A 14,554-nucleotide genomic window follows, 5' to 3' on the forward strand; every position below is an offset into this window, starting at 1 on the left:
TTGCTGTCCGACGGGTATCTGGCCAACGGCTCCGAGCCGTGGCGGGTCCCGGATCTGGAGGAACTGCCGGATCTGCGGGTGCAGTTCGCGCAGGGCCCCAACCACACGCTGGAGGACGGTGCGGAGGTGTTCTGGCCGTACAAGCGGGACCCACAGACCCTGGCCCGGCCCTGGGCGGTCCCGGGCACGCCGGGGCTGGAGCACCGCATCGGCGGCATCGAGAAGCAGGACGGCACGGGCAACATCTCCTACGACCCGGCCAACCACGACTTCATGGTCCGCACCCGCCAGGCCAAGATCGACGGCATCGACGTGGCCGACCTCGAGGTCGACGACCCCGACGGCGCACGGACCCTGGTGCTGGGCTGGGGCTCCACCTACGGGCCGATCACCGCGGCCGTGCGGCGGCTGCGCCGGGCCGGGGAGTCGGTCGCCCAGGCGCATCTGCGCCACCTGAACCCCTTCCCGCGGAATCTGGGCGCGGTGCTGGAGCGTTACGACAAGGTGGTGGTCCCCGAGATGAACCTCGGGCAGCTCGCCACGCTGATCCGGGCGAAGTACCTGGTCGACGCCCGCTCGTACAACCAGGTCAACGGCATGCCGTTCAAGGCGGAGCAGCTCGCCGCGGCGCTGAAGGAGGCCATCGATGGCTGAGACGTCCACGACAGGCACCCGCGCCGTCGAGGCGCTGTCCCTGGTCCCCAAGGCCGAGGGCAGGCAGTCGATGAAGGACTTCAAGTCCGATCAGGAAGTGCGCTGGTGCCCGGGCTGCGGCGACTACGCCATCCTCGCCGCGGTGCAGGGCTTCATGCCCGAGCTGGGGCTGGCGCGGGAGAACATCGTCTTCGTCTCCGGCATCGGCTGCTCCTCGCGCTTCCCGTACTACATGAACACCTACGGGATGCACTCCATCCACGGCCGCGCCCCGGCCATCGCCACGGGCCTGGCCAGCTCCCGGCGGGACCTGTCGGTGTGGGTGGTCACCGGCGACGGGGACGCGCTGTCCATCGGCGGCAACCACCTGATCCACGCCCTGCGGCGCAACGTCAACCTCAAGATCCTGCTGTTCAACAACCGCATCTACGGCCTGACCAAGGGCCAGTACTCCCCGACCTCCGAGGTCGGCAAGATCACCAAGTCGACGCCGATGGGCTCGCTGGACGCCCCGTTCAACCCGGTGTCGCTGGCGATCGGCGCGGAGGCCTCGTTCGTGGCCCGCACCGTCGACTCCGACCGCAAGCACCTCACCGAGGTGCTGCGCCAGGCCGCCGCCCACGAGGGCACCGCCCTGATCGAGATCTACCAGAACTGCAACATCTTCAACGACGGCGCCTTCGACGCCCTCAAGGACAAGCAGCAGGCCGAGGAGGCCGTGATCCGCCTGGAGCACGGACAGCCGATCCGCTTCGGCGCCGGCCAGGCCAAGGGCGTCGTGCGCGACCAGCTGACCGGGGACCTGACCGTCGTCACGGTGACGCCGGAGAACGAGGGGCGGATCCTCGTCCACGACGCGCACGCGGCCTCGCCGACCACGGCGTTCGCGCTGTCCCGGCTGGCCGACCCCGACACCCTGCACCACACCCCGATCGGTGTGTTCCGCTCGGTCGACCGGCCCGTCTACGACACGCAGATGGCCGACCAGCTGGACCAGGCCGTCGAGCAGCACGGCAAGGGCGATCTGGCGGCGCTGCTGGCGGGCGGCGACACCTGGACCGTCGTCGGCTGACCCTGCCGGGGAGCACTGCGGAGAGGCCCGGGACCGCTAGGAGGCGGCCCGGGCCTCGTCGTACGCCCGGCGCGCCCGTGCCACCTCGTCCATGCGGTGGTGGGTCCAGCTCGCCAGGGACCTGACCTGCTCGGCGGCCTCGCGTCCGAGGGCGGTGAGGGAGTAGTCGACGCGCGGGGGGATGACGGGGTGGGCGTCGCGGTGGACCAGCCCGTCCCGCTCCAGGGTCTGGAGCGTCTGCGCGAGCATCTTCTCGCTGACCGCGCGGCCCCCGGCGGTGCCGACGGCCCGGCGCAGCTCGCTGAACCGGTACGACCGCTCCAGGAGTGCGATCAGGACGAGCACGCCCCAGCGGCTGGTGACGTGTTCCAGGACGAGCCGGTGCGGGCACAGGGCCTCGTTCCGGCGATCACTTACCGACATGCCTGTACCTTACTTCAAAGTGGGTACTTTCGAAAGGTAAGCGCCAGTCGTAGGGTTAGTGGCATCCCACCCCACAAGGAGAGTCACCCCATGAGCATCGTCGTCACCGGAGCCACCGGGCACCTCGGCCGCCTCGTCGTGGAACAGCTGCTGGAGAAGGTCCCCGCCGAGCGGATCACGGCCGTCGTACGCACCCCGGAGAGGGCCGCCGGCCTCGCGGAGCGCGGTGTGCGGATCGCCGTGGCCGACTACAACGACCCGGCGTCCTTCGACGGCCTGTTCGCGGCCGGCGACAAGGTGCTGCTGGTCTCGGGCAACGAGTTCGACCAGGGCCGGGTGCGGCAGCACACCGTCGTCATCGAGGCGGCCAGGGCGGCCGGTGTGTCCCTGCTCGCCTACACCAGCGCCCCCGGCAGCCTGACCGCCGCGCTCGCCGACGACCACCGGGGCACCGAGAAGGTCCTGGCGGACTCGGGCGTGCCCTACACGCTGCTGCGCAACGGCTGGTACCACGAGAACTACACCGAGAACCTCGCCCCGGTGCTGGCGCACGACGCGGTGGTCGCCGCCGCGGGTGACGGCAGGGTCTCCTCCGCCTCCCGTGCCGACTACGCCGCCGCGGCCGTCGCCGTGCTGACCGGCGAAGGGCACGAGAACACCGCGTACGAGCTGGGTGGTGACACCGCCTGGAGCTTCGCCGAGTACGCGGCCGAGCTGAGCCGGCAGACCGGGAAGGACATCGCGTACAACGCCGTCTCCCCCGAGGCGCTGGTCGCCCTTCTGACCGGCGCGGGCGTGCCCGAGCCCTTCGCGCAGATCCTCGCGGGCGTCGACGCCTCCATCGAGCGGGGCGAACTGGTCGTCCCCGGCGGCGACCTGTCCCGGCTGATCGGCCGCCCGACCACCCCGCTCTCCGAGGCCGTCGCCACGGCCCTCGCAGGCTGACGAGCGGGCTCGTCGCCCCCTGACGGACCCTGCGCCGCCGCACCCCCGGACTGTCATGACCGTATGCCGATACGGGCATGACAGCCGGGGGTTCCCGGCGTTACCGTCGTCCGCGGAGACACGCAAGGCGCGAAGGAGGGGCCCGTGACCGGCAAGCCGAGGGGTGAGCGGCACATAGGACTGCTGAACGGCTTCGCGGCCTACGGGATGTGGGGCCTGGTGCCCCTGTTCTGGCCCCTGCTGAAGCCCGCCGGCGCGGTGGAGATCCTGGCCCACCGGATGGTGTGGTCCCTGGTCTTCGTCGGCGCCGCGCTGCTCGTGCTGCGCCGCTGGGCCTGGGCAGGCGAGCTGCTGCGGCAGCCGCGCAAGCTCGGGCTGGTCACGGTCGCGGCGGCGGTCATCACGATCAACTGGGGCCTGTACATCTGGTCCGTGAACTCCGGGCACGTCGTCGAGGCCTCCCTCGGGTACTTCATCAACCCGCTGGTCACCATCGCGATCGGCGTGCTGCTGCTGAAGGAGCGGCTGCGGCCGGTGCAGTGGGCGGCCGTCGGGACCGGCTGCGCCGCGGTGGTCGTCCTGACCGTCGGCTACGGGCGGCCCCCGTGGATCTCCCTGGCCCTGGCCTTCTCCTTCGCCACGTACGGCCTGGTGAAGAAGAAGGTGAACCTCGGGGGCGTGGAGTCGCTCGCCGCCGAGACCGCGATCCAGTTCCTGCCCGCGCTCGCCTTCCTCGTCTGGCTGAGCGCGCGGGGCGAGTCCACCTTCGCGGCCGAGGGCGCCGGGCACGCGGCGCTGCTGGCCTCGGCCGGCATCGTCACCGCGCTCCCGCTGGTCTGCTTCGGCGCGGCAGCCATCCGCATCCCCCTGTCCACCATCGGCCTGCTCCAGTACATGACGCCGGTGTTCCAGTTCCTGCTCGGCGTCCTCTACTTCCACGAGGAGATGCCGCCGGAGCGCTGGGCCGGGTTCACGCTGGTCTGGCTGGCGCTCGCGCTGCTCACCTGGGACGCGTTGCGCACCGCCCGCCGCGCCTCGCGGGCGCTCACCAGGGAGATCAAGGCGCCCAGCGTCACCAGGGCGACCGGCACCGACAGCGCCGCGCGGAAGGCCGAGAGCGTCTCCTCGGGGCCGGGCCCGGTGGACGCCAGGCCGTAGACGGCCGTCACCGCGGAGATGCCGATGGCGGAGCCGAACTGCGTCGCCGTGGTGAGCAGTCCGCCGGCCAGGCCCTGCTCCGACCCGCTCACCCCGTCCGTCGCGGCGATGGTCAGCGGGCCGTAGGCCAGGGCGAAGGCGAGGCCCGACAGGAAGAGGGTCGGGAACATCGTCGCATAGGACCAGTCCATGCCGACCGGCAGGAACAGCGCGTAGGCGGCCACCGCCAGCACGAAGCCGCTGACGATCACGCGGGCGTTGCCGAAGCGGGCGACCAGCCGCGGGGTGAGCGTCGGGGCGAGGACGGCGTCGATGCCCATGACCAGCAGGGCGAGCGCGGTCTGCGTGGACGACCAGCCGCGCAGTTCCTGAAGGTAGAGCGTGACGACGAACTGGAAGCCGAAGAAGGCGCCGAGGAACAGCAGGGCCCCCAGGTCGGCCCGCACGACCGGGCCCTGGCGCAGGATGCCCAGGCGGACCAGCGGGTCGGGGCAGCGGCGTTCGACGGCGACGAAGGCGGCGGCCAGGAGCAGCGCCGTGAGGCCCGTGGCCAGGGTGAGCGGCCACTGGTGCAGTCCGTGCTCCAGGCGGACGACGGTGTAGGCGGCGAGCAGCATGGCGCCCGCCGCGGTGGCCGCGCCGGGCAGGTCGAAGGTGCGCCGGCGCGAGGGCGGGGCGTCGCGCCGGGGGATCAGGCGCACGGCGGCCACGAGCAGGGCAGCGGCCAGCAGCACGGGCGCGAAGAACACCCAGCGCCAGCCCAGCTCGGTGAGCAGCCCACCGATCACCAGGCCGAGGGAGAACCCGGCCGCGCCGGTCCCGGCGAAGATCAGCAGGGCCTTGTTGCGTGCGGGTCCCTCCTCGTAGGAGGTGGTGATCAGGGAGAGCGCGGCCGGGGTCATGAAGGCGGCGGCGACGCCCGTGACGAACCGGGCGACGATGAGCATCCAGCCCTCGGTGGCGAAACCGCCCAGTCCCGAGAAGGCGAGGAAGACGGTCAGCCAGAGCAGGAACATCCGCCGTCGGCCGAGCAGGTCGGCGGCGCGGCCGCCGAGCAGGGTGAAGCCGGCGTAGCCGAGGACGTAGGCGGTCATCACCCAGGCCGCGGTGCCGGTGGTCAGGCCGAGGTCGGAGCGGACGGCCGGGACCGCCACCGCCATCATCGCGACGTCGATGCCTTCGAGGAAGATCGTTCCGCACAGGACGAGCAGCAGCGCCCAGGCACGCGTGCCCATGCATCCACACTCCCCCGCCGCGGACCGCCGGCGCAACCGAGATTCGCCGGCCGCGCGCACGGCACCGGGCATCGCGCATCGCGCACCGGGCACCGCGCACCGGGCACCGGGCACCGGGCATCGGGACTACGGCGTCGCGGGTCCCCGGCGGGCGCGGTGCGCGCGGACCTTCTCGCGGTTGCCGCAGTGCTCCATCGCGCACCAGCGGCGGCGGCCCGGGCGGGAGGTGTCGACGAAGAGCAGGTGGCAGTCGTGGGCACCGCACTCGCGCACGCGGTCGGCGTGCTCTCCGGTGAACAGGGCGATCGCGTCCCGTGAGACGGTCGACAGCAGGCCGGTGCCGGTGGCACCCGGGGCCCAGGTGTGCCGGCCGTCCGGCGTCATGCGGGCGACGAGTGGGGGTTCGGCCGCCGCCGCGTTGACGGTGTCCACGTGGGTGCCGCGCGGCGGACGGCCATGGGCGCGGTCCGCGGTGAGCAGGAACAGCGCGTCGCGCAGTTCGCGGGCGCGCCGGAGCTCCGCGGGGGAGACGGTGAGATCGAGTCCGTCGGGCAGCCTGCTGCGCTCCGCCCAGGCGACCAGGTCGGCGGGCTCGTGCAGCGCCTCCCAGCGGGCGAAGGCACCGGGACCACCGGTGGTCAGCAGTTCCAGGCACAGGGCGCCGGGGTCGAAGCGGTAGGGCTTGCCCCGGGCCGTGACCAGGGTCAGGCCGGGGGACGGATCCGGCGATCCGGCAGCGCGTTCGCTCACCCAACCAGTATAAGTGGTTACATGACGCAGACACCGCAGTCCCCTGCCCCCGTCCACTTCAAGGTCGTCATCGACGCCGGGGACCCCCAGGCGCAGGCCGACTTCTGGGCCGCCGCCCTGCACTACGAGGTCGAGGACAACAGCGCCCTCATCGAGAAGCTGCTCGGCTTCGGCGCCCTGCCCGAGGACGCCACGGTGTCCTTCCACGGCCGCCGCGCCTTCCGGGACCTGGTCGCCGTGCGCCACCCCGGGGATCCGGTCGAGGAGGAGAGCGGGACCGGGCTGGGGCGGCGGCTGCTGTTCCAGCGGGTGCCGGAGGCCAAGACGGTCAAGAACCGGCTCCACCTCGACCTGCACCCGGGCCACGGGCGGCGCGAGGAGGAGGTCGCGCGGCTGGAGGGGCTGGGCGCGCGCGTGCTGCGGAGGGTGGCGGAGCAGGGCGGCGAGTGGGTGCTCATGGCGGACCCGGAGGGGAACGAGTTCTGCGTCCAGTGACGCGCACCGGATGCCACAACCGTGTGGCCGATTACCGGTCTTGACGGAAAGTCAGTCCCAGCTTCACCATCTGGGCACCCCATTCACTCCGGGCTGCCCGTGGACACCCCACGGCTTCCCGACGGAATCCGGAGTCCCCACATGAAGCTCTCCGTTTCCGCGCGCACCGTCGCCGCGGGCGGCATGGCAACAGCCATGCTCCTGACCGGCGGTGCCGTGGCCGACGCCGCGTCCTCCGCTCCCTCCAGAGCGGCGGCCGCGCCGGACATACCGGTGGCGAACGTCAAGACGCACCTGTCCCAGCTGCAGTCCATAGCCACCGCCAACGGCGGCAACCGGGCGCACGGCCGGACCGGTTACAAGGCCTCGCTGGACTACGTGAAGGCCAAGCTGGACGCGGCCGGGTACACCACCACCATCCAGCAGTTCACCGCTTCCAGCCGCACCGGCTACAACCTGATAGCCGACTGGCCCGGCGGTGACACGAGTCAGGTCGTGATGGCCGGCTCGCACCTCGACAGCGTCTCCTCCGGCCCCGGCATCAACGACAACGGTTCGGGCTCGGCCGCCGTGCTGGAGACCGCGCTCGCCGTGGCCCGGGCCCAGTACAAGCCCACCAAGCACCTGCGGTTCGCCTGGTGGGGCGCCGAGGAGCTCGGCCTCGTCGGCTCCCGCTACTACGTCAACCGGCTCACCACCGGCGACCGTTCACGGATCAGCGCCTACCTGAACTTCGACATGATCGGCTCCCCGAACCCGGGCTACTTCGTCTACGACGACGACCCGGCGATCGAGAAGACCTTCAAGGACTACTTCACCGGCATCGGCGTCCCCACCGAGATCGAGACCGAGGGCGACGGCCGCTCCGACCACGCGCCCTTCAAGAGCGCGGGCGTGCCGGTGGGCGGGCTGTTCACCGGGGCGAGCCGGACGATGACGTCGGCGCAGGCGGCGAAGTGGGGCGGTACGGCGGGCCGGGCCTTCGACCGGTGCTACCACTCCTCCTGCGACACCACCGCCAACATCAACGACACCGCCCTGAACCGCAACAGCGACGCCCTCGCGTACGCGGTGTGGGAGCTGTCCGAGTAGCAGCCGCGGGCCGGTGCGCCTAGGCGCCGCCGGCGCGTGCGGTGAGTCGGCCCATGCGGGCACGGGCCGACTCCAGTTCCTCGATCTCCTCGGCGGCCGCACCGCCCTCGGCGGCGAGTTCGGTCCACAGGGTGATCAGTTCGTGCCCCAGCTCCAGCCCGGTCGCCGCGTCGCGCACCGCCCGCCAGGCGGTCGCGGCGCTGCGCACGTTGCCGTAGGCGCCCTCCGCGTCACCGGCGCGGCGGCGGGCACCGGCCAGGTCCAGCGACATCCGGAAGGCCCGGAGCGGATCGCCCGCCAAGTACGAGATGTAGGCACCGAGTTCGCGCAGCCGGAGCACCTCGGGGTGCTCCGGCCCGAGCGTGCCGGACGCCCGGGCGACGGTCTGCTCCGCCAGTTCCGCGGCCGCGTCGATCCGGCCCTCCTTCACCGCCTCGTTGATCCGCGCGACCGGCTCCGCGAGCACCGCGGGGGCGTTCGGATCGCCCGGGGCGGTGAGGGGCTCGTCGCCGAGCACGGCCTCCGCGACGGCGTCGAACCCGCGCGGCGGGGTGGGCTTGGGGTCGGGGTCGGCCGCCAGCAGGGCGGCTTCGGGCATCGGCTGGGGCCGCGGCGCCGGGGCGTCCTCGGGGACCGGCAGCGGCCTGGCCTCCATGGGCGGGGGCGGGCCGAAGGAACCGGTCGGGGGCGCGACGGTGCCGGGGGCCGACGGCGGGGCCGGGGGCGCGTCCTGCGGTACGGCGCGCAGGGCGAAGGTCGGGACGGAGTCGCCGGCGGGCTGCGCCTCGGGCACGGCCCGCAGCGGGAACGTCGGGGCGGCGCCCCGCTCCGGCGCGGGGCGCAGGACGTGGGTCGCGCTGTCCTCCCGCCCGGGCTGCCGCTCGGCGGTCGCATCGGCGGCACCTTGCGGCTCGGCGCCCCCGGAAAGGAGGCTCTGCCGCTCCGGCACCCCGGGGACGGGACCCGGCCGCCCAGGCACCCCGGAACCAGACCCCTGCCGCTCCGGCACCCCGGAACCAGACGCCTGCCGCTCTGGTACCCCGGAAACAGACGCCGGCCGCTCCGGCACCCCGGGGACGGGACCCGGCCGCCCCGGCACCCCGGAACCAGACCCCTGCCGCTCCGGCACCCCGGGAACAGAACCCGGCCGCCCCGGCACACCGGAACCAGACGCCTGCCGCTCCGGTGCCCTGGGGACGGGTTCGGCCGTGAAGTGGCTGGAGCCGTCCGGGTCCACGCGCAGCGGGACGACGTAGCCGATGCGCTCGTCGTCGACCGTGGCCAGCACGGGATGACCGGTGGCCAGGGCGATGTGGTGGAGCCGGTCGAGCACGGCCCGCTGGATCTCCTCGCCGGGGGCCGCGAAGACCGGGACCCCGCCGACCGACGCGCCGTCGGAGGCCCCGCCCGGACCCGCCGGGGAGCCCGTCCCCGCCCGGGGGACGTGGACCTCGATCGGCGTCGCCGGGGCCGCCGCGCGCACGGCCTGCTTGTGTTCCCGCTTCTTCTCGCGGCTGAGTCGAGACATCGTCCCCTCACTCGGCGTCGTACACCTACTGTCGAGTGTGTCCGCTCGCCCACGCTTCTCACGTCACCGCGGTGTCACAGGCTCGTCCCAAGGACAACGCCTGCCGGAGGGGATCGTTCCGCGGGGCGCGGGCACCGAACACACGAGGGAGGAGAGGGGCATGCCCACAGGGCGACAGGGGCCGGAGATCTGGTTGCGCGGCCCGGTGACCGCGACCGGGCCGGGAGCGCCGCAGCCGGTGCACGACCGCGCCGCGCCGCGGAGCTTCTCCTGGGTCGGCACGCACGGCGGCGCGGGCGTCTCCACCCTCGCCGCGGTCTACGGCGGGTACGACAGCGGCCGCTCCTGGCCCGGGGCGGGTGCCCCGCGCTCGGTGCTGCTGGTCGCCCGGACGCACGCGGCCGGTCTGGGCTCGGCCGCCGCGGCGGTGGAGGCCTTCCGGCGCGGCCAGGCCCCGCCGGGTCTCGACCTCGACGCCGTCGTGCTCGTGGCCGACGCCCCGGGCCGGCTGCCGCGCCCGCTCGTCCAGCGCGTCAGATCCCTGGAGGCGGTGATCGACGTGTACCGCGTGCCGTGGGTGACGGCCTGGCGGCTCGGCGAGCCCGGCGGACCGCCCCGCGAGACCGAGGCCCTGGCCCGCCTCACCGGGGCGGCGCGCTGACGGCCACCGGGCTGTCCGCCACCCGGATCGCGGCGGCCGTACGCGCCCGGCGCCTGCGCGCCACCGACGTGGCCGCGGCGGCACTGCGCCGGATCGCACGGGCCGATCCGGACCTGTGCGCGTTCCTGGAGGTGTGGCCCGAGGAGGCACTGCGCCGGGCGGCGGAGGTGGACGCGCTGCTGGACGAGGGCGGCGCCCCGGGCGGACGGCCCCTGCCCCTCGCGGGCGTCCCCGTCGCCGTGAAGGGCCGTCACGGGCTGCGTTCCGCGGGGGTTTTGGTCGAGGCCGGGTGCGTGGTCGTGGGCGCGACCTCCGTGCCCGGGCCGGGGACGGCGTGGCAGACCTGGGGGCTCGGGGCCCGGGGGCGGACGGTGAATCCGTGGCGGGCCGACCGGACGCCGGGAGGTTCCTCGGCCGGGGCCGCCGCGGCGGTGGCGGCCGGTCTCGTGCCGCTGGCGACCGGCGCGGACGGGGCCGGGTCGGTGCGGATCCCGGCGGCGTGGTGCGGGGTGCTCGGGCTGAAGGCGACGAACGGACGGCTGCCCTCCGCCGACCGTACGGGGCTCGCCGCCCCCGGCGTGCTCGCCCGGTCGGCGCGGGACGCGGAGCTGTGGTGGCGGGTGGTGTCGGGGGAGCCGCCGTCGCCCGCGGTGGCGCTGCCCGTCACCGCCGTCTGGTCTTCCGGCCTGGGTTTCGCCGTGCCCGACCCGGAGCCGGTGGCGCTGGCCCGGGCCGCGGTGGAGCGGCTCGTGGCGGCCGGGGTGGTCCGGCTCGTACGGCCGCGCGTGCCGGTGGGGCTCGCCGACCCGGGGCCGGCGTGGCTCGCGTTGCGGGCGGCGGGGGCCGGGCGGGCGGCGGGTGGTCCGGGGCCCGGGGCGGACGGGGCCCACCGCGTGCGGGCACGGAACGACCGGCGGCTGGCGGAGCTGTTCGACGGCGCGCAGCTGCTGCTCACCCCCACCGCCCCCACGGCACCGCACGGCCACGAAGGCCCCGGTGACCGCTACTCCACCTCCCTCACCTGGGCGTTCAACCTCAGCGGGCATCCGGCGCTGAGCCTGCCGGCCGGGTTCGGCGGCGACGGCTGCCCGGCCGGGCTGCAGCTGGTGGCACCGCACGGACGGGAGGCGCTGCTGCTGGCCGTGGCGCGGGAGGCGGAGGCCCGGGCCCGTCGCCGGGCCGGCCCCGGCGGACGGGACCCTGGCGGATTTACTTGCGTGCGCATATGATGCAAGCGCCTGTAATTGACCGACGCCCATCATTCAGGGGGAACAGCCATGACCCGCCGCTTCCTTTTCGTCCTGGGCAGCGCCCGCTCCGACGGGAACTCCGAGCTGCTGGCCCGCCGGGCCGCCGAGCAGCTGCCGGCCGATGCCGAACAGCAGTGGCTCGACCTGACCGCCCATCCGGTGCCGGACTTCGAGGACCTGCGGCACGACAGCGACCACGTCCGTCCGACCGAGGGCAATGTGGCGCTGCTGCTCGACGCCACGCTCGGGGCGACCGACATCGTGATCGTCTCGCCCCTGTACTGGTACTCGGTCTCCGCGCAGACCAAGCGCTACCTGGACTACTGGTCCGGCTGGCTGCGCACGCCCGGCCTGGACTTCAAGGAGACCCTGGCCGGACGGACGCTGTGGGGCGTCACCGCCCTCGCGCACGAGGAGCAGGTGGTGGCCGACCCGCTGATCGGGACGCTGCACAACTCGGCCGCGTACATGGGGATGCGGTTCGGCGGGGTGCTGCTCGGCAACGGCAGCAAGCCCGGTGACGTGCTCGCCGACACCGAGGCGCTGGCCCGGGCCAAGACGTTCTTCGCCCAGGAGGCTCCGCCCGCGCGGTTCCTGTACGAGAAGTGAGCGCCGGGGGCGCGGCCTGGTGCTCCCGCTCCCCCGGCGCGCCGGCGGGTCACTTCCCCGCGTCGGCCGCCTTCACGAGCGCGTCCTTGGTGACCGCGCCGACGTAGAGCCGGCCGTCGTCGGTGACGAGGGCGTTGACCAGGCGGGTCGAGAAGACCGTGCCCGAGCCGAACCTGCCGGTCACCTTGTCGCCGAGCGAGTCGACGAAGTCGCCGAGGGCGCCGCCGCCCGCCCCCGCGCCGGAGGGCACGCCCTCGCCGCCGGTATCGAAGGTGGCGATGGCGTTCCAGCCCTCGCCGATGGTCTTCATGCCGTCGGGGCCCTCGCCCAGGTCCTTCCCGGACTCCGGGGTGTGCCCGCCCTTGCGGGCGTGCTCCTCGGCGGCCTTGCCGAACTCCTTGCCGGCGTCCTTCTCCTCGGTGACCTTCGCACCCTTGGGCGGGGTGAAGTCGAAGGTGGAGGGGGCCGGCCTGGAGAAGTCGACCTTGGTGAAGCCGGCGTCCACGACGGCCGAACCGCCGCTCGCGGGAACCAGGGTGAACTTCAGCGGCATGCCGGTCTTCGCGTCCACCGCCACGGTGACGGCTCCGACGGTCGAACCGGACTGCTTCGGCTCGACGAGCAGCTTGTAGGCGTCGCGACCGGCGACCCGCGCGGTGCCGTCCACCGTGACGGAGGTGGTGTCGTCGACGGCCTTCAGCACCTCCTCGGCGAAGTCCTTGGGCGTGGTGGGCGGCTGCTCCTTCTCCGCCTTCGGGCTCTGCGGACCGGTGCCGTGGTAGACCTCGCCGGACGTGCCGTCGTAGGCCCAGACGTCCTTGCCGTTGTGGATGACGCTGTACTCGGCGGCGTTCTCCACCAGGGACAGCTTCTGCCGGTCCGGGCCGTCGGCGGCGACGCGCAGAGTGTGCGTGCCGGAGGCCAGTTCGGTGAGCCTGACGGTCGGGTCGGCGGAGGAGCCGTCGCCGCCGCCCGCGGCGCCGGAGAGCAGACCGGACTCCAGGCCGCCGAGGTTCGGCAGACCGAGGTCCGTGGTGATCTTCACCGTGCCGGACAGCTGCTCGACGTCCGACTTCGCGATCTTCTCGACGAGCTGCTGGGCGGTGATCTCCGGAAGGTCGGGGTCGCCGGAGTCGGCGAGCGCCGGGACCAGGCCGATCGTCGCGGCCGCCACCCCGATCACGGTGACCGGGACGACGTAGCGGGCGGCCTTGCGCCGCCGGGACTGCCGCTCGTCGGCCTCCCCGCCGGTCGTGCTGTCGTCGGATGCGTACGGTGCCATGTGTGCCCTACCTCCGTGGTCGGCGGCGGCCGTCCGTGTCGTCCACGCACTCGTCCGTGAGCCGCCGTTCTCACCCGAACAGGTGAGGAGTGGTGTCTTCCGTGGTTCCCATCTGACCAAATCGGCCGGGCGGATACGTCAGACCGCGGGCTCAACTCCGCGTACTGCTGGGGTATGACACGCGGGGGCGGCTTCTCCCCCGACCCGTAGGGGTCGGGGGGAGACGGGACTAGCCGGCGCGGTGCACCACGGCGTCGCACAGCTCCAGCAGCGCCGTCTTCGCGGCGCACTCGGGCAGCGGCGCCAGCGCCGAGCGGGCGTCCTGGGCATAGCGGACGGTGTCCTGGCGGGCCTGCTCCAGCGCCGGGTGGGCGCGCAGCAGCCGCAGGGCCTCGGCGTGCCGGGCGTCGTCGGTGAGGTCGGAGTCGAGCAGCTCGCACAGGGCGACGTCCTCGGCGAGGCCGAGCCGGGCGGCCCGCTCGCGCAGCCGGAGCACCGGCAGGGTGGGGATGCCCTCGCGCAGGTCGGTGCCGGGGGTCTTGCCGGACTCGTGGGAGTCGGAGGCGATGTCCAGGACGTCGTCCGCGAGCTGGAAGGCGACGCCGAGCCGCTCGCCGTACTGCGTCAGCACGTGCACGACCGTCTCGTCGGCGCCGGACATCATCGCGCCGAAGCGGCAGGACACGGCGATCAGGGAGCCGGTCTTGCCGCCCAGCACGTCGAGGTAGTGCTCGACGGGGTCGCGGCCGTCCTGCGGTCCGGCGGTCTCCAGGATCTGCCCGGTCACCAGCCGTTCGAACGCCTCGGCCTGCACCCGCACGGCCTCCGGGCCGAGATCGGCCAGGATGTGCGAGGCGCGGGCGAAGAGGAAGTCGCCGGTGAGGACCGCGACGGAGTTGCCCCAGCGGGTGTTCGCGCTCTCGACGCCGCGGCGCACGGCGGCCTCGTCCATCACGTCGTCGTGGTACAGGGTGGCGAGGTGGGTGAGCTCGACGACGACGGCCGAGGGCACGATGCCCGGCGCGTGCCGGTCGCCGAACTGGGCGGCGAGCATCACCAGCAGCGGCCTGAACCGCTTGCCGCCGGCGCGCACCAGGTGCTGGGCGGCCTCCGTGATGAAGGGCACCTCGCTCTTGGTGGCCTCGAGCAAGCCTTCCTCGACAGCCGTCAGTCCGGCCTGGACATCGGCTTCCAGAGCCTGGTCCCGCACGCTCAGCCCGAACGGCCCGACGTCGGTCACGAGGGGTCTCCTGTCTGCTGGTGTCTGGCGGTGCTTACGCGGATTGTCGATAGGTCGCTGCCCTCACTCGAGTCAGCGTATCCGGTCACGTTTCGATCACCGCCAGCGCCCATGGTTACAGGCCGGGTGGTATCCGATCAGGACCGCGATGTTTTCGATC

The 14,554-nt window shown here is 73.5% G+C and carries 13 protein-coding genes and 2 pseudogenes; 9 read left to right on the forward strand and 6 right to left on the reverse strand.

Annotated elements, in window-relative coordinates; all coding sequences use genetic code 11:
- Both ACH4C6_RS31480 and ACH4C6_RS31485 read left to right on the forward strand, forming a co-directional pair.
- Nucleotides 1–654 (forward strand): annotated as a pseudogene (locus ACH4C6_RS31480) (2-oxoglutarate ferredoxin oxidoreductase subunit alpha); the annotation flags it as partial.
- On the forward strand, nucleotides 647–1,726 hold the full coding sequence (locus ACH4C6_RS31485) for a 2-oxoacid:ferredoxin oxidoreductase subunit beta (RefSeq protein ID WP_398112060.1): 1,080 nt from the start codon (nucleotides 647–649) through the stop codon (nucleotides 1,724–1,726). The pseudogene ACH4C6_RS31480 and the gene ACH4C6_RS31485, both read left to right, overlap by 8 nt.
- A gap of 36 nt (nucleotides 1,727–1,762) precedes the next feature.
- Here ACH4C6_RS31485 and ACH4C6_RS31490 read toward each other — a convergent pair whose 3' ends face one another.
- Nucleotides 1,763–2,149 carry a winged helix-turn-helix transcriptional regulator gene (locus ACH4C6_RS31490; protein WP_398112061.1) on the reverse strand — a complete coding sequence of 129 codons (387 nt, stop codon included), beginning with the start codon at nucleotides 2,147–2,149 and terminating at the stop codon, nucleotides 1,763–1,765.
- A gap of 90 nt (nucleotides 2,150–2,239) precedes the next feature.
- Here ACH4C6_RS31490 and ACH4C6_RS31495 point away from each other — a divergent pair, with 90 nt between their 5' ends.
- Nucleotides 2,240–3,094, forward strand: a complete 855-nt coding sequence (locus tag ACH4C6_RS31495) for an SDR family oxidoreductase (RefSeq protein ID WP_398112062.1) — start codon at nucleotides 2,240–2,242, stop codon at nucleotides 3,092–3,094.
- 207 nt (nucleotides 3,095–3,301) lie between these two features.
- Nucleotides 3,302–4,252, forward strand: a complete 951-nt coding sequence (gene rarD / locus ACH4C6_RS31500; protein WP_398112179.1) for an EamA family transporter RarD — start codon at nucleotides 3,302–3,304, stop codon at nucleotides 4,250–4,252.
- An 80-nt stretch (nucleotides 4,253–4,332) separates the two neighbouring features.
- On the opposite strand, the pseudogene ACH4C6_RS31505 reads toward rarD, so the two are convergent.
- A pseudogene (locus tag ACH4C6_RS31505) lies at nucleotides 4,333–5,559 on the reverse strand (MFS transporter); the annotation flags it as partial.
- 54 nt (nucleotides 5,560–5,613) lie between these two features.
- The gene (locus tag ACH4C6_RS31510) at nucleotides 5,614–6,237 is read right to left on the reverse strand and encodes a CGNR zinc finger domain-containing protein (RefSeq protein ID WP_398112063.1); all 624 of its coding nucleotides are present in this window, start codon (nucleotides 6,235–6,237) and stop codon (nucleotides 5,614–5,616) included.
- A gap of 21 nt (nucleotides 6,238–6,258) precedes the next feature.
- Between ACH4C6_RS31510 and ACH4C6_RS31515 the strand changes: the two genes are divergently transcribed.
- Both ACH4C6_RS31515 and ACH4C6_RS31520 read left to right on the forward strand, forming a co-directional pair.
- The gene (locus ACH4C6_RS31515) at nucleotides 6,259–6,732 is read left to right on the forward strand and encodes a VOC family protein (RefSeq protein WP_398112064.1); all 474 of its coding nucleotides are present in this window, start codon (nucleotides 6,259–6,261) and stop codon (nucleotides 6,730–6,732) included.
- Between the two features lie 141 nt (nucleotides 6,733–6,873).
- Nucleotides 6,874–7,824, forward strand: coding sequence for a M28 family metallopeptidase (locus ACH4C6_RS31520; RefSeq protein ID WP_398112065.1), 951 nt, complete (start codon nucleotides 6,874–6,876; stop codon nucleotides 7,822–7,824).
- Nucleotides 7,825–7,843: 19 nt separating this feature from the next.
- On the opposite strand, the gene ACH4C6_RS31525 is transcribed toward ACH4C6_RS31520, so the two are convergent.
- Nucleotides 7,844–9,352, reverse strand: coding sequence for a tetratricopeptide repeat protein (locus ACH4C6_RS31525; protein ID WP_398112066.1), 1,509 nt, complete (start codon nucleotides 9,350–9,352; stop codon nucleotides 7,844–7,846).
- Between the two features lie 160 nt (nucleotides 9,353–9,512).
- Here ACH4C6_RS31525 and ACH4C6_RS31530 point away from each other — a divergent pair, with 160 nt between their 5' ends.
- The 3 genes from ACH4C6_RS31530 (at nucleotide 9,513) to ACH4C6_RS31540 (ending at nucleotide 11,872) form a co-directional block, all read left to right on the forward strand.
- Nucleotides 9,513–10,013, forward strand: a complete 501-nt coding sequence (locus ACH4C6_RS31530) for a DUF6668 family protein (RefSeq protein ID WP_398112067.1) — start codon at nucleotides 9,513–9,515, stop codon at nucleotides 10,011–10,013.
- A gap of 68 nt (nucleotides 10,014–10,081) precedes the next feature.
- Nucleotides 10,082–11,242 carry an amidase family protein gene (locus ACH4C6_RS31535; protein WP_398112068.1) on the forward strand — a complete coding sequence of 387 codons (1,161 nt, stop codon included), beginning with the start codon at nucleotides 10,082–10,084 and terminating at the stop codon, nucleotides 11,240–11,242.
- A gap of 48 nt (nucleotides 11,243–11,290) precedes the next feature.
- Complete coding sequence (locus ACH4C6_RS31540) at nucleotides 11,291–11,872, forward strand: flavodoxin family protein (RefSeq protein WP_398112069.1); 582 nt, start codon at nucleotides 11,291–11,293, stop codon at nucleotides 11,870–11,872.
- A gap of 49 nt (nucleotides 11,873–11,921) precedes the next feature.
- On the opposite strand, the gene ACH4C6_RS31545 is transcribed toward ACH4C6_RS31540, so the two are convergent.
- Together ACH4C6_RS31545 and ACH4C6_RS31550 are read right to left on the reverse strand one after the other, a co-directional pair.
- Nucleotides 11,922–13,154, reverse strand: a complete 1,233-nt coding sequence (locus ACH4C6_RS31545; RefSeq protein WP_398112070.1) for an outer membrane lipoprotein carrier protein LolA — start codon at nucleotides 13,152–13,154, stop codon at nucleotides 11,922–11,924.
- A 229-nt stretch (nucleotides 13,155–13,383) separates the two neighbouring features.
- A complete protein-coding gene (locus ACH4C6_RS31550) occupies nucleotides 13,384–14,394 on the reverse strand; it encodes a polyprenyl synthetase family protein (protein WP_398112071.1) in 1,011 nt (336 codons plus the stop codon).
- Nucleotides 14,395–14,554 lie beyond the last annotated feature (160 nt).

This window comes from Streptomyces sp. NPDC017943, assembly GCF_044328425.1.
GTDB classification, from domain to species: domain Bacteria; phylum Actinomycetota; class Actinomycetes; order Streptomycetales; family Streptomycetaceae; genus Streptomyces; species Streptomyces djakartensis_A.